Genomic DNA, 17,183 nt, shown 5'->3' on the forward strand with positions numbered 1-17,183 from the left:
CCCCTTCGGTCCGTCAGCCCGCGAAGGCTTCCCCGAACGCCCCCGAACTCTGCCTCACCCCACTGCAATCGGTCGCCGGCCGGTCCGGGGCGGAGCCGTTCGCGCACTGCCGGTCCCGCGCGGCCGACCACATCGACACCCACCCGATGCCCTTCTCCTCGGCGAAGGCCCGGACCTCGGCCGCGTCGGCGAGCGTGAAGGTCTCGCCGTCGACGTCGTTGACGCCGATCATCGAGGTGAGCGCCATGCCCTGCCAGGCGGCCGCGTCCGATGTGCCGAAGACCTTCTTCAGCTGGGTGTGCGCGGCCTTGGCGGCCGTGAGCGCGTAGCCGCCCATGTCACCGTCGTACGACGTGCCGTAGTTCATCGTCATCAGGTTGACCGTGGCGACCTGGACGCCGTTGTCGTCGGCGGAGCCGAGCAGCGCCAGGCTGTCCCTGCCGAGGCCGGAGGGCATGACCGGGAGCGTGAAGGAGACCTCCAGGTCCGTACGCTCCTTCTGGAGCAGCGCGATCGCCTTCGAACGCAGGGCGACGGAGGCGGAGTCGGCCAGTTCGTCGCCCTCGACGTCGAAGTCGGCCCGGGTGGCACCGGCCGCGTCGAGGGCCTTGCCGTACGCCGCCGCCAGTTCAGTCGCGCTGCCGCAGGCCGCGGCGAGCTCCTTGCCGGACGCGCCGCCGAAGGAGACCCGGACCTGGCCGCCGTTCTTCTCCAGCCGGGCGATGCGGGACTTCACCGCCGGGTCGCCGATGGCGCGGGCACCGTCCCAGCGCGGGGTGCAGTCGTCGCCGTCGGCCAGGACGAAGGCGAGGTTGTACGTCGCCGGGGAGCCGGCGGACTCGGTGCCGGCGGCCTCCGTGGCGCTCACGTACGGGGCGTACTCGGTGCCGTCCTCGGCAGGGGGCGAGGAGGACGCAGGGGGTGAGATGGTGGGTGCGGGCGCCGGGCGGGCCGCCTCGCCCTGTCCGGAGCATGCCGTGGTGACCAGGGCGACCAGGCAGCCCAGTGCGACCGCCGCCGGCTTCCGGTAACTCCTCATGGCACGCGCTCCCGTTCTCGTGAGACCAAAGGGGTACGCCCACCAAGTACGTTTCCCGGCGGCGATCGTCTCCCGGGGCAGGGAACGCCGTGTCACGGCGCAAGCCGCGGCTTCTCCCTGGCGGGCGTACTGCAACAATGGGCCCGTGACCCGCGCATCCCTGGACAAGCAGCCGCACGAAGTCGCCTCGATGTTCGACGACGTGGCGGAACGGTACGACCTGACCAACGACGTGCTGTCCCTGGGCCAGGACCGGCGATGGCGCAAGGAGGTCGCCAAGGCGGTCGACGCGCGCCCGGCGCAGAAGGTCCTCGACCTGGCGGCGGGCACGGGCACGTCCTCGCTTCCCTTCGCCCGGACCGGCGCGTACGTCGTCCCCTGCGACTTCTCCCAGGGCATGCTCCGGGTCGGCAAGCAGCGGCAGCCCTGGCTGCCCTACACCGCCGGTGACGCGACGCGGCTCCCCTTCAAGGACGACACCTTCGACGCCGTCACCATCTCCTTCGGGCTGCGCAACGTGCAGGACACGGACGCCGCCCTGCGGGAGCTGTACCGGGTGACCCGGCCCGGCGGACGGGTCGTGATCTGCGAGTTCTCGCACCCCACCTGGGCGCCGTTCCGCACGGTCTACACCGAGTACCTGATGCGCGCCCTGCCGCCGGTGGCGCGGGCCGTTTCCTCCAGCCCCGACGCCTACGTCTACCTCGCCGAGTCCATCCGGGCCTGGCCCGACCAGCCCGCTCTGGCCGGGCGGCTGGGCAAGGCCGGCTGGTCGCGGGTGGCCTGGCGCAACCTGAGCGGCGGGATCGTCGCCCTGCACCGGGGCTTCAAGGACAGCTGACCGACAGGCCCTAAGGGGAGCTGAGGGCCATGTACGGGTCGCCGGGCTCGTCCAGTTCCCGCTGGAGACCACCCCTGGGCGGCCTCGGGATCCGCGGCTCGTGCACGCCCCCGCCGCCCTCGCCGGGCCCGAAGTCGAACCACACGTAGACCATCGACTCCCGCGGCACCGCCGCACCGGGCTGCGGATACTGGCGTACGACGTAGTCGACGACGGCGAGATGGAAGTCGGGCCGGTCCGGTGCGTTGAGGAGCAGGCCCTGCGCCCGGGCCGTCTCCCGCGCGTCCACGGCCATCAGGCCCACCAGACGCGGAACACACACTTCGGGTGTTTTGCGGGACATGTGCACAGATGTCACCCCCAGCGGTACAGGCAGGGTAACTCCCGCTCCACACCGGCCGGAAGCGACAGATGTCTTTCTGTGACAGTCGACTACGCAGCGTCAACGGACGGTGGCCGGAGGTCGAGCCGGTAGCAGTGTCCCGACCGCTCCGAGGCCGGTGTCGTGAACGTCTGCGCGAGGCGCATTCCCAGCCGACGTGCGACCGCGATGGACCGGGTGTTGCGGGCGTCGACCATCGCCACCACGCCCGGGACGCCGGCCGCCCGCGTCCGCTCCAGCGTCTGCCGGGCGGCCGCGGTGACATAGCCCTTGCCCCAGTGCTCCCGGCCCAGCCGCCAGCCGATCTCGATCTGGCCCGTCGGCCCCCAGCCCCGCTCCCAGGGCTGGGCACCGGTGAAGCCGATGACGTGCCCGGACTCGTCGAGCATGCTCCACAGACAGAAGCCGAGCTCGGCGTCGTGCCGGCGCTGGCGGGCAGTGAGCTCCTCGTAGACCGACAGCTCGGCGGCCCTGCCGCCGTGGAACTCCATGACGTCCGGGTCGTCGAAGAGCCGGTGCCAGACGAACGCGTCCTCGTGGGTGGGGACGCGCAGCCGCACGGCGGGGAGAGCTCGGTTCATGGAGGCAGCCCTTCAGCAGGTGACGATCGCCGCTGCATAGACTGCCCATGTCCTGTGCCGGTCGGCACGCAGATTTCGAACTTGGGGAGATCCCGCCGTGACCGTCGTGACCGAGCCGCTCTCCGAGAACACCGCCGATGTGATCGTCGTGGGCGCGGGGCCGGCCGGCTCCACGACCGCCTACCACCTCGCCAAGGCGGGACTCGACGTCCTTCTGCTGGAGAAGACCGAGTTCCCACGCGAGAAGGTCTGCGGCGACGGCCTCACCCCACGCGCCGTCAAACAGCTGGTGGCCATGGGCATCGACATCTCGGAAGGGGCCGGCTGGCTGCGCAACAAGGGCCTGAGGATCATCGGCGGCGGGGTGCGGCTCCAGCTCGACTGGCCGGATCTCGCCTCCTTCCCCGACTACGGCCTCGTCCGCAAGCGTGACGACTTCGACGAGCAGCTCGCCCGGCAGGCCCAGAAGGCGGGCGCCCGGCTGTTCGAGCGCTGCAACGTCGGCGCGCCGATCATCGACGACCGCACGGGCCGTATCACCGGCGTGCACGCCAAGCTCGGCGAGGAGAAGCGCGAGGTCACTTTCCGCGCGCCGCTCGTCGTGGCCGCCGACGGCAACTCCACGCGGCTGTCCCTCGCGATGGGCCTGCACCGCCGCGAGGACCGCCCGATGGGCGTGGCCGTGCGGACGTACTTCACCAGCCCCCGCCACGAGGACGACTACCTGGAGTCCTGGCTGGAGCTGTGGGACCGCCGCGGCCCGCAGGACCGTCTCCTGCCCGGCTACGGCTGGATCTTCGGCATGGGCGACGGCACCTCGAACGTCGGCCTGGGCGTGCTGAACACCTCCGACTCCTTCAAGGAGCTGGACTGGCGCGAGGTCCTGAAGGCATGGTGCGCGTCCATGCCGGAGGACTGGGGCTACACCCCCGACAACATGACCGGGCCCATCCGGGGCGCCGCGCTCCCCATGGCCTTCAACCGCCAGCCCCACTACACCAAGGGGCTGCTGCTGGTGGGCGACGCCGGCGGCCTGGTGAACCCCTTCAACGGCGAGGGCATCGCCTACGCCATGGAGTCCGGCCAGATCGCCGCCGACGTCATCGTCCAGGCCCACGCGCGCTCCACCCCCGCGGGGCGTGAACTGGCACTCCAGCGCTACCCGCGCGTCCTGAAGGACACCTACGGCGGCTACTACACGCTCGGCCGGGCCTTCGTGAAGCTCATCGGCAACCCGAAGGTCATGCAGATCGCCGCCCAGCGCGGCCTCACGCACCCGCTGCTGATGAAGTTCACGCTGAAGCTCCTCGCGAACCTCACCGACCCGACCGGGGGCGACGCGATGGACCGCATCATCAACGGCCTGAGCAAGGTGGCACCGAAGGCCTGACCAGGCAGGCCCGTCAGCTGCTCAGGGCCGCGACGTTGGCGGCTCGGCGCGCGAACACCGCCTCGCGCCGGTCCGCCATCTGCCGCAGCGCGTCCTTCCGCTCCCGCCGGGAGAGCCGGTCCAGGTACGCCTGCCCACGAGGCCGCGTGCTTCGCGAACCGGCCCGGTTCTGGGACGTACGGGACTTCTCGTGCGACCACGGCGACGGCCGCGCCCGCGACTGTCTCTCCGCGATCATCTCGGAGTGGGACAAGTGTCAGCGCGGCACGCCGTCAACGCCCCGCTGGAGGCGGACAATTCGGACGCCGAGCGCTGCCGGGCCTGGGAGCTGTACCGGACGCCGGAGCTGGAGCCCCTGAAGCGCGTGGACGCACTGCGGTACCGGCTGGGGCGGCCGAACACCTTCGACCTCGGCCAGGCGGCCTGAGGGGCCCTGGAAGGCCTTGACGGCCCATGGGGGGTGTTCCGGACAGTCCGGGAGGGCCGTTGCCTCGTTCGGCAACGGCCCTCTGACCCGTTATGCGTGAATTCGGTGCGGGCGCGGCCTCAGAGGACGCGCACCGCGCCATCCGCCGGGTAACCCGACAGGTCCTGGATGACGACGCCCTTGGACGGGTTGGCCGCGTCCAGGTACTGGCCGTCTCCGATGTAGACACCCACGTGGTACGCGGAGCCCTTGCCACCCCAGTAGAGGATGTCGCCGACCTGGAGGTTGGACAGCGAGACGTCCGTGCCGGCCATCGACTGGTCCTGCGAGACGCGCGGCAGGTCCACACCAACCTGCTTGTACGCGGCCTGCACGAGGGAGGAGCAGTCCCAGGCGTTGGGACCGGTGGCGCCCATGACGTAGGCGTCGCCCACCTGGGCCTTCAGGAAGGCGATGACGGTCGCGACGCTGCCGCTGGAGGGCGCCGACACCGACGTGGAGGCGGAGGCGGAGGTGGACGCGGAAGCGGTGGAGAGCGTGGCGCGCTCGGCGCTGCGCGCGGCGCGCTCGGCGGCTGCCTTGCGGGCGGCCTCGGCGGCCTTCTTCTTGGCCTCCGCCTTCTTCTTCGCCTCGGCGAGGTCCTTCTTGGCCTCGGCGGCGGCCTTGGCGGCGGCGGCGTCACGCTCGGCGCGCAGTTCGTAGTTCGCGGCCGCCTGCTGGGTGGCGGCGGCGGACTGGGCGACCTGGGCGGACATGTCGGCCGTCAGGGTGGGCAGTTCGATGGTCTGGGTGACCGGCTCGGCGGCGTTCGCCGAGGCCGACGCACCCGCCGCTGCCATGCTGAGAACGCCACCGGCAACTCCGGCACGCAGGGCGATCGAAGAGGTCGCGCTGCGGCGGGGCTTCCGGTGGCTGCGTATGTGAGCGGTGTGGGACATGGGAACAACCGGTACCAGGGGCTCCTTCATATCTTCAAGAAACGTGTGCTGCGCCACAGTTGTTCAATCGGACCCTCAAAAACCCCGCACGAGGCCCTTTATTGACGCCGTAACGGACATTGCGGACTCCCCGTGACCGGCCTGTGATCACGGTCTTTGATCAATACGCCCGAATTGCCCCGCACCTACCATCGGTTGGGTTGATTGGCCAAGCCCCGTTCTCATGGATCTCTCATGCGTGTGACGGAGGTCACGGAACGGTTGCCCAGGCGGGCGCGTCCGGCGCCGTAGATCACGACCGGATCACGGCCTCGCGAAGATCGTGAACGAATGCACGCGTCCACACCCCGCTCCGTGCGCCCTCCGATGTGTGAACGCGCCTCTATCAAGAGATCCAGTACATCGCCAATTTGCATGCAAGGGAACCCTCTTGATATTGAGACGCCCCCTCCGGCCTGCGCCGACGAGGCAATATGTCACCTCTGGTGATCACTCGGACGCTTCAGGTGTGAAGATCACCGCTCATCCGACTTCATGATCGATCGTCAGGTGGTGGAGATCACAAAGCTTGTGCAATACCCCGTGTCGCAGATCACAGAGGGTCGGGCATAAGATGCACGCGGTTGGGCTTGTGACCTGCTTCACATGTTCCCGATCTTCGCCGGGGCGGGCGGGGTTCGAGGGGCAGGTGGGGCGGACGTGAGCCCGACGCAAACCGCCAGCAGTCAGTGCCGACTGAGAGGAGCGAGGAGCGGTGAACGCTTATGCGCCCATCCTCGTACTGGGAGCCCTCGGGGCAGGCTTTGCGATCTTCTCCGTGGTCATGGCCACGTTGATCGGGCCGAAGCGGTACAACCGCGCCAAGCTCGAGGCCTACGAGTGCGGTATCGAGCCGACCCCCACGCCGGCCGGCGGCGGGCGCTTCCCGATCAAGTACTACCTGACGGCGATGCTCTTCATCATTTTCGATATCGAGATCGTCTTCCTCTACCCCTGGGCCGTCACGTTCGACGCCCTGGGGATCTTCGGGCTCGTGGAGATGCTGCTCTTCGTGCTCACCGTCTTCGTCGCGTACGCGTACGTATGGCGGCGCGGCGGCCTGGAATGGGACTGAGGGGCCACAAGTCATGGGACTCGAAGAAAAGCTGCCGAGCGGCTTCCTGCTGACCACCGTCGAGCAGGCCGCGGGCTGGGTGCGCAAGTCGTCCGTCTTCCCCGCCACGTTCGGCCTCGCCTGCTGTGCCATCGAGATGATGACCACCGGCGCCGGCCGCTACGACCTGGCGCGCTTCGGCATGGAGGTCTTCCGGGGCTCGCCGCGCCAGGCGGACCTGATGATCGTCGCCGGCCGGGTGAGCCAGAAGATGGCGCCGGTGCTGCGGCAGGTCTACGACCAGATGCCGAACCCCAAGTGGGTGATCTCCATGGGGGTCTGCGCCTCCTCCGGCGGCATGTTCAACAACTACGCCATCGTCCAGGGCGTCGACCACATCGTGCCGGTCGACATCTATCTCCCCGGCTGCCCGCCACGGCCGGAGATGCTGATGGACGCCATCCTCAAGCTCCACCAGAAGATCCAGAGCTCCAAGCTCGGCGTGAACGCCGAGGAGGCGGCCCGCGAGGCGGAGGAGGCGGCGCTCAAGGCCCTGCCCACGATCGAGATGAAGGGGCTGCTGCGGTGAGCGACGCGAACGACAACGGGGTCAACCCCGAGAAGGACCTCAGCGCCTCGAACCTCCCGGGCCAGCGCGGCCAGGGCGGTGAGGAGATCCGCGTCCAGCGCGGTATGTTCGGCGCGAACAACGGCGGCGACACCTCCGGCTATGGCGGCCTGGTCCGCTCGGTCCGGCTCCCGGGACCGGCGGCCCGCCCCTACGGCGGCTGGTTCGACGAGGTCGCCGACGAGCTGGAGGGCGCGCTGGAGGAGCAGGGGCTGCTCCCCGCCAACGCCATCGAGAAGACGGTCGTCGACCGCGACGAGCTGACCTTCCACATCGAGCGCGAGCACCTGGTGAAAGTCGCCAGGACCCTGCGCGACGACCCGGCCCTGCGCTTCGAACTGTGCACCGGCGTCAGCGGCGTCCACTACCCGAACGACAAGGGCCGCGAGCTGCACGCCATCTACCACCTGCGCTCGATCACCCACAACCGGGTGATCCGCCTGGAGGTCAGCTGCCCCGACAGCGACCCGCACATCCCGTCGCTGTTCTCCGTCTATCCGACGAACGACTGGCACGAGCGCGAGACGTACGACTTCTTCGGCATCGTCTTCGACGGCCACCCCGCCCTGACGCGGATCATGATGCCGGACGACTGGCAGGGCTTTCCGCAGCGCAAGGACTATCCCCTCGGCGGCATCCCCGTCGAGTACAAGGGCGCCCAGATCCCGGCTCCGGACCAGCGGAGGTCGTACTCATGAGCACTTCGCACGCCTCCCCTCGGGAGACCACAGAGGGCACCGTCTACACGGTCACCGGCGGCGACTGGGACGAGGTCGTCCAGTCCGCGGCCCGCACCGACGACGAGCGCATCGTCGTCAACATGGGCCCGCAGCATCCGTCCACGCACGGCGTGCTCCGGCTGATCCTGGAGATCGACGGCGAGACCGTCACCGAGGCCCGCTGCGGCATCGGCTACCTGCACACCGGCATCGAGAAGAACCTCGAGTACCGGACGTGGACGCAGGGCACCACGTTCGTGACGCGCATGGACTACCTGACGCCGTTCTTCAACGAGACGGCGTACTGCCTCGGGGTCGAGAAGCTCCTCGGCATCGAGGACCAGATCCCGGACCGCGCCTCGATCATCCGCGTGCTCCTGATGGAGCTGAACCGGCTGTCGTCGCACCTGGTGTGCATCGCCACCGGCGGCATGGAGCTCGGCGCCACCACGATCATGATCTACGGATTCCGTGATCGTGAACTCATTCTCGATATCTACGAGCTGATCACCGGCCTGCGGATGAACCACGCGTACATCCGCCCCGGCGGACTCGCCCAGGACCTGCCGCCCGGCGCCGTGGACCAGATCCGCGAGTTCGTGAAGAAGATGAAGAAGAACCTCCCGGAGTACGACAAGCTCGCCACCGGGAACCCCATCTTCAAGGCCCGTATGCAGGACGTCGGCTACCTCGACCTGGCCGGCTGCATGGCCCTCGGCGCGACGGGACCGATCCTGCGCTCCACCGGCCTGCCGCACGACCTGCGCAAGGCCCAGCCGTACTGCGGCTACGAGACGTACGACTTCGAGATCCCGACCGCCGACACCTGCGACTCCTACGGCCGCTTCCTGATCCGGCTGGAGGAGATGCGCCAGTCGCTCAGGATCATCGAGCAGTGCCTGGACCGGCTCCAGCCCGGCCCGGTCATGGTCGCCGACAAGAAGATCGCCTGGCCGGCCCAGCTCGCCCTGGGGCCCGACGGCCTCGGCAACTCCCTCGACCACATCAAGAAGATCATGGGCACCTCCATGGAGGCCCTGATCCACCACTTCAAGCTGGTCACCGAGGGCTTCCGCGTCCCGCCGGGACAGACGTACGCGGCGGTCGAGTCGCCCAAGGGCGAACTCGGGGTGCACGTCGTGTCCGACGGCGGCACCCGCCCCTACCGGGTCCACTTCCGCGACCCGTCCTTCACCAACCTTCAGGCCATGGCGGCGATGTGCGAGGGCGGCCAGGTCGCCGACGTCATCGTCGCCGTCGCGTCCATCGACCCCGTGATGGGAGGCGTCGACCGGTGACCACCTCTTCTTCCGAGCGGGGCGTCAGCCTGGGCATGCCCGAACTGCCCGCACCCGCCTACCCGGACGACGTCCGGGCCCGGCTGGAGACCGACGCGCGCGAGATCATCGCCCGCTACCCGGACTCCCGGTCCGCCCTCCTGCCGCTGCTGCACCTCGTGCAGTCCGAGGAAGGCCACGTCACGCGCACCGGGATGCGGTTCTGCGCGGACATGCTCGGCCTGACCACGGCCGAGGTCACCGCGGTCGCCACCTTCTACACCATGTACCGCCGCCGGCCGAGCGGTGACTACCAGGTCGGGGTGTGCACCAACACCCTGTGCGCCGTCATGGGCGGGGACGCGATCTTCGAGGAGCTCCAGGAGCACCTGGGCGTCGGCAACGGCGAGACCACCGGCGACGGCAAGGTCACCCTGGAGCACATCGAGTGCAACGCGGCCTGCGACTTCGCGCCGGTCGTGATGGTCAACTGGGAGTTCTTCGACAACCAGACCCCGGCGAGCGCCAAACGCCTCGTCGACGACCTGCGCGCGGGACGGCCGGTCACCCCCACGCGCGGGGCACCGATGTGCACCTTCAAGGAGACCGCCCGGGTCCTGGCCGGTTTCCCCGACGAGCGGGACGGGGCCGTCGAGTCCGGGGGCAGCGCGGGACCCGCCTCCCTGGTCGGCCTGAAGCTCGCCAAGGGCGAGTCCGCCGCCGCGCGCGTGGTGCACCCGCGCGGCGAGGCGCCCCGGGACGACAAGCCGCACGAGCCGTCACCGACGGAGCACTTGAGCTCGCACGACGCGCCGCAGGACACGTCGGCCTCCGACCCGGCCCACCCGGCCGGGCCTGCCGCCGAGGAGGGGGAGTGATGACCTTGGCACCCGAGCTGAAAGACATGAGCCCCGAGAAGCTGCTCGCACCGGTGCTGTCGGCCTTCTGGGACGAGGACAGGTCCTGGACGCTGGACGTCTACCGGCGGCACGACGGCTACGAAGGGCTGCGCAAGGCGCTCGCCATGTCGCCGGACGACGTGATCGCGTACGTCAAGGACTCCGGTCTGCGCGGGCGCGGCGGCGCGGGATTCCCCACGGGCATGAAGTGGCAGTTCATTCCCCAGGGGGATGGAAAGCCGCACTATCTAGTTGTCAACGCCGACGAGTCGGAGCCCGGGACGTGCAAGGACATCCCGCTCCTCTTCGCGAACCCGCACAGCCTCATCGAGGGCATGATCATCGCGTGCTACGCCATCAGGTCTTCGCACGCCTTCATCTATCTGCGTGGTGAAGTCGTCCCGGTGCTGCGGCGGTTGCACTCGGCAGTACGCGAGGCCTACGAGGCGGGCTTCCTCGGCGAGAACATCCTGGGCAGCGGACTCGACCTCGACATCACCGTGCACGCGGGGGCGGGCGCGTACATCTGCGGTGAGGAGACCGCACTGCTGGACTCGCTCGAAGGCCGCCGGGGTCAACCGCGGCTTCGTCCCCCCTTCCCTGCCGTCGCGGGCCTCTACGCGTGCCCGACTGTGGTGAACAACGTCGAATCGATCGCGTCGGTTCCCGCGATCATGAACCGGGGCAAGGAATGGTTCCGGTCGATGGGGAGTGAGAAGTCGCCCGGCTTCACGCTCTACTCCCTGTCCGGCCACGTCGCCAACCCCGGCCAGTACGAGGCGCCGCTCGGGATCACGCTCCGCCAGCTCCTCGACATGAGCGGCGGGATGCGCCCCGGGCACCGCCTCAAGTTCTGGACGCCGGGCGGCTCCTCGACCCCGATGTTCACCGACGAGCACCTCGACGTCCCTCTTGATTACGAAGGAGTGGGCGCCGCGGGTTCCATGCTCGGCACAAAAGCCCTCCAGTGCTTCGACGAGACGACCTGCGTGGTGCGGGCCGTGACGCGCTGGACCGAGTTCTACGCCCACGAGTCCTGCGGCAAGTGCACGCCCTGCCGCGAAGGCACGTACTGGCTCGTGCAGCTGCTGCGCGACATCGAGGCCGGCAAGGGACAGATGTCCGATCTCGACAAGCTGAACGACATCGCCGACAACATCAACGGCAAGTCCTTCTGCGCCCTCGGCGACGGCGCCGCCTCGCCGATCTTCTCCTCGCTCAAGTACTTCCGCGAGGAGTACGAGCAGCACATCACGGGCCGGGGCTGCCCCTTCGACCCGGCCAAGTCGACGGCCTGGGCCGACCGCACGGAGGTGAACGCATGACCGTGACCACCAGCTCTCCCTCAGGCGGGGGAGAGGCGGCGGTCCCGCCGGAGGACCTCGTGTCGCTGACGATCGACGGCATCGAGATCAGCGTGCCCAAGGGCACCCTGGTCATCCGGGCCGCCGAGCAGCTCGGCATCGAGATCCCCCGGTTCTGCGACCACCCCCTCCTCGACCCGGCCGGCGCCTGCCGCCAGTGCATCGTCGAAGTCGAGGGCCAGCGCAAGCCCATGGCGTCCTGCACCATCACCTGCACCGACGGGATGGTGGTCAAGACCCACCTCACCTCACCGGTCGCCGAGAAGGCCCAGAAGGGTGTGATGGAGCTCCTGCTCATCAACCACCCGCTGGACTGCCCGGTCTGCGACAAGGGCGGCGAGTGCCCGTTGCAGAACCAGGCGATGTCGCACGGCGACGCCGAGTCCCGCTTCGACGGCCGCAAGAGGACCTACGAGAAGCCCGTCCCGATCTCCACGCAGGTGCTGCTCGACCGCGAGCGGTGCGTGCTGTGCGCCCGCTGCACCCGGTTCTCCAACCAGGTCGCGGGCGACCCGATGATCGAGCTGATCGAGCGGGGCGCGCTCCAGCAGGTCGGCACCGGCGAGGGCGACCCGTTCGAGTCGTACTTCTCCGGCAACACGATCCAGATCTGCCCGGTCGGCGCGCTGACCTCGGCGGCGTACCGATTCCGCTCCCGCCCCTTCGACCTCGTCTCGTCCCCGTCGGTCTGCGAGCACTGCTCCGGCGGCTGCGCCACGCGCACCGACCACCGGCGCGGCAAGGTCATGCGGCGGCTCGCGGCCCACGACCCCGAGGTCAACGAGGAGTGGATCTGCGACAAGGGGCGGTTCGCCTTCCGGTACGCGCAGCAGCGGGACCGGCTGGAGACGCCGCTCGTGCGCAACGCCGAGGGCGAGCTGGAACCGGCCTCCTGGCCGGAGGCCCTCCAGATCGCGGCCCAGGGGCTGCTGGCCTCCCGGGGCCGCACCGGTGTCCTGACCGGCGGCCGGCTCACCATCGAGGACGCCTACGCGTACAGCAAGTTCGCGCGCGTGGCGCTCGACACCAACGACATCGACTTCCGCGCGCGCGTGCACAGCGGTGAGGAGGCCGACTTCCTCGCCGCCCAGGTCGCCGGGCGCGGCCGGGACCTCGACGGTACGGGCGTCACGTACACCGCACTGGAGAAGGCACCCGCCGTCCTGCTGGTCGGTTTCGAGGCGGAGGAGGAGGCGCCCGGCGTCTTCCTGCGGCTGCGCAAGGCCTGGCGCAAGCACGGGCAGAAGGTGTTCTCCCTGGCCACGCACTCCACGCGCGGTCTGGAGAAGGCCGGCGGGACGCTGCTGCCGGCGGCCCCCGGCACCGAGACCGAGTGGCTGGACGCGCTCGCGAGCAACGTCGGCCTGGAGGACGACGGCGCTCTCGCCGCCGAGGCGCTGCGCGCCGAGGGGGCCGTGATCGTCGTCGGTGAGCGGCTGGCCGCGGTGGCCGGCGGCCTGACCGCCGCCGTACGCACCGCTTCGGCGACCGGAGCGCGGCTCGCGTGGATCCCGCGCCGGGCCGGGGAGCGTGGCGCCGTCGAGGCGGGCGCGCTGCCGTCGCTGCTGCCGGGCGGGCGTCCGGCCACCGACCCACGCGCGCGTGACGAGGTCGCCGGCGTCTGGGGCGTCGCCGGTCTCCCGCACCGCTACGGCCGCGACACCGGGCAGATCGTGGAGGCCGCCGCGACCGGCGAACTCCAGGCGCTGCTGGTGGCGGGTGTGGAGATCGCCGACCTGCCCGACCCGGCACGCGCCCGTGCGGCACTCGACGAGGTCGGCTTCCTGGTCTCGCTCGAACTGCGGCCCAGCGAGATCACCCGCAAGGCCGACGTGGTCCTGCCTGTCGCCGCGGTCGCCGAGAAGGCCGGCACCTTCCTCAACTGGGAAGGCCGGGTCCGCTTCTTCGAGGCCGCGCTCAAGCCCGACCACATGACCCGTCGCCTCGCGCCCACCGACGCGCGCGTCCTCCAGATGGTGGCCGACGCCATGGACGTCCACCTCGGACTGCCCGATCTGCGCACCGTACGCGCGGAGATCGACCGGCTCGGCGCCTGGGACGGCCCGCGGGCCACCGAACCCCTGGAGACGGCGGGCGTCCTGCCCCGTCCGGCCGCCGGTGAGGCGGTGCTCGCCGGTCACCGGCTGCTGCTCGACCAGGGCGTCCTCCAGCAGGGCGACGAGGCACTCGCCGGCACCCGGCACGCCGCACGCGCGCGTGTGTCGCCCGCGACGGCCGCCGAGGCGGGCGTCAAGGAGGGCGACCTCCTCGCGGTGACCGGCCCCCAGGGAGTCGTCGAACTCCCGCTCCAGATCAGTGAGGTGCCCGACCGGGTGGTGTGGCTCCCGCTGAACTCCACCGGCGGCGGCGTCGCCTCCGACACCGGGGCGCGGCCCGGCTCCCTCGTCCGCATCGGCCCGGCGACCCTCGCCGGCGAGGCCCCCAAGGAGGTGGAGGCATGAGCCCGTACCTCGCCGCTGAAGACCTCTCGATGTTCGGCCACGACCCCTGGTGGCTGGTCGTCATCAAGGCGGTGTTCTGCTTCGCCTTCCTGATGGTGACCGTGCTGATCTCCATCGTCATGGAGCGCAAGGTCGTCGCCTGGATGCAGCTGCGCATCGGCCCCAACCGGCACGGCCCCTGGGGCATGCTCCAGTCGCTCGCCGACGGCATCAAGCTGATGCTCAAGGAAGACGTCATCGTCAAGCGCGCGGACAAGGCGGTGTACGTCCTCGCGCCGATCATCGCGGCCATCCCCGCCTTCATGGCGATCGCGGTGATCCCCTTCGGCCCGGCCGGCAACGAGGTCTCGATCTTCGGCCAGCGCACCACGATGCAGCTCACCGACCTGCCGATCGCGATGCTCTACATCCTCGCGGTCGCGTCCGTCGGCATCTACGGCATCGTGCTGGCGGGTTGGAGCTCCGGATCGACGTACCCGCTGCTGGGTGGTCTGCGCTCGTGCGCGCAGATGATCTCGTACGAGATCGCGATGGGCGCCGCCTTCGCCTCCGTGTTCCTCTACTCCGGGTCGATGTCGACCTCGACGATCGTGGAGCAGCAGACCGACCGCTGGTACATCCTGCTGCTGCCGCTCTCCTTCGTCCTCTACATCGTGACGATGGTCGGCGAGACCAACCGCGCCCCCTTCGACATGCCGGAGTCCGAGGGTGACCTGGTCGGCGGCTTCAACACCGAGTACTCGTCGATCAAGTTCGCGATGTTCATGCTCGCCGAGTACGTCAACATGGTGACCGTCTCGGCCGTCGCCACGACGCTGTTCCTCGGCGGCTGGCGGGCCCCCTGGCCGATCAGCACCTTCTGGGAGGGCGCGAACCACGGCTGGTGGCCGATGCTCTGGTTCACGGTCAAGGTCCAGTTGCTGCTGTTCATGTTCATCTGGATCCGCGGCACGCTCCCGCGCGTCCGCTACGACCAGCTGATGAAGCTCGGCTGGAAGGTCCTCATCCCGGTCTCGCTGGTCTGGCTGATGCTCGTCGCGACCGTGCGGGCCTTCCGGAACGAGGGCTACGACTTCGCCGACATCGCCCTCTACGTCGGCGGCGGCGTACTGGCCCTGCTGGTGCTCTCCTTCGTCGTCGACATGTTCCGCGAGAAGGCGAAGCAGGCCGAGCCGCCGGCCGAGACCCCGGCTGCCTTCGACCCGATGGCGGGCGGATTCCCCGTACCGCCCCTGCCGGGACAGGAACTTCCACCGGTCCCGCGACGCCGCTCGCGCAGTGAGCGGGAGCTGATTGTCAGTGGTGGGCCCGATACTCAGAGTGACGGATCTCTGGGCGGAACTACGGATGGAAAGGAGGCGTCCGATGGCTGAGGAACCGAAGGACACCAAGCCCGGGTTCCAGAACCCGGTGGCCGGCTTCGGCGTGACCTTCAAGGCCATGTTCAAGAAGCGGCTGACCGAGCAGTACCCGGAGCAGCAGAAGACCACGGCTCCGCGCTTCCACGGACGGCACCAGCTCAACCGCCATCCCGACGGCCTGGAGAAGTGCGTCGGCTGCGAACTGTGCGCGTGGGCCTGCCCCGCCGACGCCATCTACGTGGAGGGCGCGGACAACACCGACGAGGAGCGCTACTCGCCGGGCGAGCGGTACGGCCGCGTCTACCAGATCAACTACGCCCGCTGCATCCTGTGCGGCCTGTGCATCGAGGCGTGCCCCACGCGCGCACTCACGATGACGAACGAGTTCGAGCTGGCCGACTCCAGCCGGGCCAACCTCATCTACACCAAGGAGCAGCTGCTCGCCGGTCTGGAGGAGGGCATGGTCGACAGCCCTCACGCCATCTATCCGGGGACGGACGAACAGGACTACTACCGGGGCCTGGTCACCGAAGCCGCACCCGGGACGGAGCGGCAGGTCGCCCACTCCAAGGGCGAGGTCGTCCAGGAGGCCGACTCGACCTTCGGCGGGACGGAACCGGCGTCGGAGAAGGTGATCGACCGATGACCGCCCAGCTCGCCGCCTACTCCACCTCCACCGGAGAGGCCGTCCAGTTCTGGATCCTCGGCACCATCGCGGTGATCGGCGCCCTGTGCACCATCCTCATGAAGAGGGCCGTGCACAGCGCGCTCTGCCTCGCCGGGACCATGATCATCCTGGCGGTGTTCTACCTCGCCAACGGCGCCTACTTCCTGGGCGTCGTACAGATCGTCGTCTACACCGGCGCGATCATGATGCTGTTCCTGTTCGTGGTGATGCTCGTCGGCGTCACCGCGGCGGACTCCCTGAAGGAGACCATCAAGGGCCAGCGCTGGCTGGCCCTGCTGTGCGGCCTCGGCTTCGGCGTCCTGCTGATCGCCGGCATCGGCAACGCCTCCCTCAGCGAGTTCAACGGCATCGGCCAGGCGAACGCCGGCGGCAACGTGGAGGGCATCGCCGCCCTCCTGTTCACCCGGTACGTCTTCGCGTTCGAGATCACCGGCGCCCTGCTCATCACGGCCGCCGTCGGCGCGATGGTGCTCACGCACCGCGAGCGCACCGAGCGTGCCAAGACCCAGCGCGAACTCTCCGAGGAGCGGGTCCGCGAAGGCAGGCAACTGCCGCCCCTGCCGGCCCCTGGTGTGTACGCCCGGCACAACGCGGTCGACATCGCGGGCCTGCTGCCCGACGGCACACCGTCCGACCTCACCGTCAGCAAGACCCTGCGGGAGCGCGGCCAGATCCGGGACGTGTCGCAGGAGGCGCTCAACGACCTCAAGGCCCTGGAACAGCGGTCCGAGGAGCGCCTGGAGCGCAGGGCGGTCGGGCCGGCGAACCTCAAGCGGCCCGAGGAGGCGTCGAAGTGAACCCGGTCAACTACCTCTATCTCGCGGCCCTGCTGTTCACGATCGGTGCCACCGGCGTGCTGATCAGGCGCAACGCGATCGTCGTGTTCATGTGCATCGAGCTCATGCTCAACGCCTGCAACCTCGCGTTCGTCGCCTTCTCCCGGATGCACGGCAACCTCGACGGCCAGATCATCGCCTTCTTCACGATGGTCGTCGCCGCCGCGGAGGTCGTGGTCGGGCTCGCGATCATCGTGTCCCTGTTCCGCGCCCGCCACTCGGCCTCGGTCGACGACGCCAGCCTGATGAAGCTGTAAG

General features: G+C 69.5%; 18 protein-coding genes and 1 pseudogene. 14 read left to right on the plus strand and 5 right to left on the minus strand.

All coding sequences use genetic code 11. The features are described 5' to 3' along the window. Positions 1–13 precede the first annotated feature (13 nt). A complete protein-coding gene (locus QC385_RS07525) occupies positions 14–1,039 on the minus strand; it encodes a chitinase (RefSeq protein ID WP_279540497.1) in 1,026 nt (341 codons plus the stop codon). Positions 1,040–1,184: 145 nt separating this feature from the next. On the opposite strand from QC385_RS07525, the gene QC385_RS07530 reads away from it, so the two are divergent. Beyond that, a complete protein-coding gene (locus tag QC385_RS07530) occupies positions 1,185–1,880 on the plus strand; it encodes a demethylmenaquinone methyltransferase (RefSeq protein WP_279540498.1) in 696 nt (231 codons plus the stop codon). A 10-nt stretch (positions 1,881–1,890) separates the two neighbouring features. Here QC385_RS07530 and QC385_RS07535 read toward each other — a convergent pair whose 3' ends face one another. Next, positions 1,891–2,202, minus strand: a complete 312-nt coding sequence (locus tag QC385_RS07535) for a PASTA domain-containing protein (protein WP_279540499.1) — start codon at positions 2,200–2,202, stop codon at positions 1,891–1,893. A gap of 110 nt (positions 2,203–2,312) precedes the next feature. Continuing rightward, the gene (locus QC385_RS07540; RefSeq protein WP_279540500.1) at positions 2,313–2,843 is read right to left on the minus strand and encodes a GNAT family N-acetyltransferase; all 531 of its coding nucleotides are present in this window, start codon (positions 2,841–2,843) and stop codon (positions 2,313–2,315) included. A gap of 97 nt (positions 2,844–2,940) precedes the next feature. Here QC385_RS07540 and QC385_RS07545 point away from each other — a divergent pair, with 97 nt between their 5' ends. Then, the gene (locus QC385_RS07545; protein ID WP_279540501.1) at positions 2,941–4,233 is read left to right on the plus strand and encodes a geranylgeranyl reductase family protein; all 1,293 of its coding nucleotides are present in this window, start codon (positions 2,941–2,943) and stop codon (positions 4,231–4,233) included. A gap of 13 nt (positions 4,234–4,246) precedes the next feature. On the opposite strand, the pseudogene QC385_RS07550 reads toward QC385_RS07545, so the two are convergent. Further along, positions 4,247–4,369 (minus strand): annotated as a pseudogene (locus tag QC385_RS07550) (peptide deformylase); the annotation flags it as partial. Positions 4,370–4,477: 108 nt separating this feature from the next. Here QC385_RS07550 and QC385_RS07555 point away from each other — a divergent pair. After that, positions 4,478–4,660 carry a hypothetical protein gene (locus QC385_RS07555; RefSeq protein WP_279540502.1) on the plus strand — a complete coding sequence of 61 codons (183 nt, stop codon included), beginning with the start codon at positions 4,478–4,480 and terminating at the stop codon, positions 4,658–4,660. A 119-nt stretch (positions 4,661–4,779) separates the two neighbouring features. Here the strand turns inward: QC385_RS07555 and QC385_RS07560 are convergent, their stop codons facing one another. Continuing rightward, positions 4,780–5,628: a C40 family peptidase gene (locus QC385_RS07560; RefSeq protein WP_279540503.1), complete on the minus strand. Its 849-nt coding sequence runs from the start codon at positions 5,626–5,628 to the stop codon at positions 4,780–4,782. 724 nt (positions 5,629–6,352) lie between these two features. On the opposite strand from QC385_RS07560, the gene QC385_RS07565 reads away from it, so the two are divergent. The 11 genes from QC385_RS07565 to nuoK are packed head-to-tail and all read left to right on the plus strand — an operon-like array spanning position 6,353 to position 17,182. After that, positions 6,353–6,712 carry an NADH-quinone oxidoreductase subunit A gene (locus tag QC385_RS07565; RefSeq protein WP_003974383.1) on the plus strand — a complete coding sequence of 120 codons (360 nt, stop codon included), beginning with the start codon at positions 6,353–6,355 and terminating at the stop codon, positions 6,710–6,712. A 13-nt stretch (positions 6,713–6,725) separates the two neighbouring features. Further along, positions 6,726–7,280, plus strand: coding sequence for a NuoB/complex I 20 kDa subunit family protein (locus QC385_RS07570; protein ID WP_018528252.1), 555 nt, complete (start codon positions 6,726–6,728; stop codon positions 7,278–7,280). After that, the gene (locus QC385_RS07575) at positions 7,277–8,017 is read left to right on the plus strand and encodes an NADH-quinone oxidoreductase subunit C (protein WP_279540504.1); all 741 of its coding nucleotides are present in this window, start codon (positions 7,277–7,279) and stop codon (positions 8,015–8,017) included. The genes QC385_RS07570 and QC385_RS07575 overlap by 4 nt, the downstream gene beginning before the upstream one ends. Beyond that, the gene (locus tag QC385_RS07580) at positions 8,014–9,336 is read left to right on the plus strand and encodes an NADH-quinone oxidoreductase subunit D (RefSeq protein ID WP_279540505.1); all 1,323 of its coding nucleotides are present in this window, start codon (positions 8,014–8,016) and stop codon (positions 9,334–9,336) included. Before QC385_RS07575 ends, QC385_RS07580 begins: the two co-directional genes overlap by 4 nt. Next, on the plus strand, positions 9,333–10,193 hold the full coding sequence (gene nuoE / locus QC385_RS07585) for an NADH-quinone oxidoreductase subunit NuoE (protein ID WP_279540506.1): 861 nt from the start codon (positions 9,333–9,335) through the stop codon (positions 10,191–10,193). Before QC385_RS07580 ends, nuoE begins: the two co-directional genes overlap by 4 nt. Next, positions 10,193–11,539 carry an NADH-quinone oxidoreductase subunit NuoF gene (gene nuoF / locus QC385_RS07590; protein WP_443032853.1) on the plus strand — a complete coding sequence of 449 codons (1,347 nt, stop codon included), beginning with the start codon at positions 10,193–10,195 and terminating at the stop codon, positions 11,537–11,539. The genes nuoE and nuoF overlap by 1 nt, the downstream gene beginning before the upstream one ends. Continuing rightward, on the plus strand, positions 11,536–14,040 hold the full coding sequence (locus tag QC385_RS07595) for an NADH-quinone oxidoreductase subunit G (protein WP_279540508.1): 2,505 nt from the start codon (positions 11,536–11,538) through the stop codon (positions 14,038–14,040). The genes nuoF and QC385_RS07595 overlap by 4 nt, the downstream gene beginning before the upstream one ends. Next, entirely contained in the window at positions 14,037–15,413 is a 1,377-nt protein-coding gene (gene nuoH / locus QC385_RS07600; protein ID WP_086840026.1) for an NADH-quinone oxidoreductase subunit NuoH, read from the plus strand. Before QC385_RS07595 ends, nuoH begins: the two co-directional genes overlap by 4 nt. After that, positions 15,406–16,047, plus strand: coding sequence for an NADH-quinone oxidoreductase subunit NuoI (gene nuoI, locus QC385_RS07605; RefSeq protein ID WP_184986991.1), 642 nt, complete (start codon positions 15,406–15,408; stop codon positions 16,045–16,047). The genes nuoH and nuoI overlap by 8 nt, the downstream gene beginning before the upstream one ends. Continuing rightward, positions 16,044–16,886: an NADH-quinone oxidoreductase subunit J gene (locus QC385_RS07610; RefSeq protein WP_279540509.1), complete on the plus strand. Its 843-nt coding sequence runs from the start codon at positions 16,044–16,046 to the stop codon at positions 16,884–16,886. Before nuoI ends, QC385_RS07610 begins: the two co-directional genes overlap by 4 nt. Beyond that, positions 16,883–17,182 carry an NADH-quinone oxidoreductase subunit NuoK gene (gene nuoK, locus QC385_RS07615; RefSeq protein ID WP_003992252.1) on the plus strand — a complete coding sequence of 100 codons (300 nt, stop codon included), beginning with the start codon at positions 16,883–16,885 and terminating at the stop codon, positions 17,180–17,182. Before QC385_RS07610 ends, nuoK begins: the two co-directional genes overlap by 4 nt. The last annotated feature ends 1 nt before the right edge of the window (position 17,183 follow it).

The sequence above is a fragment of the Streptomyces sp. DH10 genome, from assembly GCF_029813805.1.
GTDB lineage: Bacteria > Actinomycetota > Actinomycetes > Streptomycetales > Streptomycetaceae > Streptomyces > Streptomyces coeruleofuscus.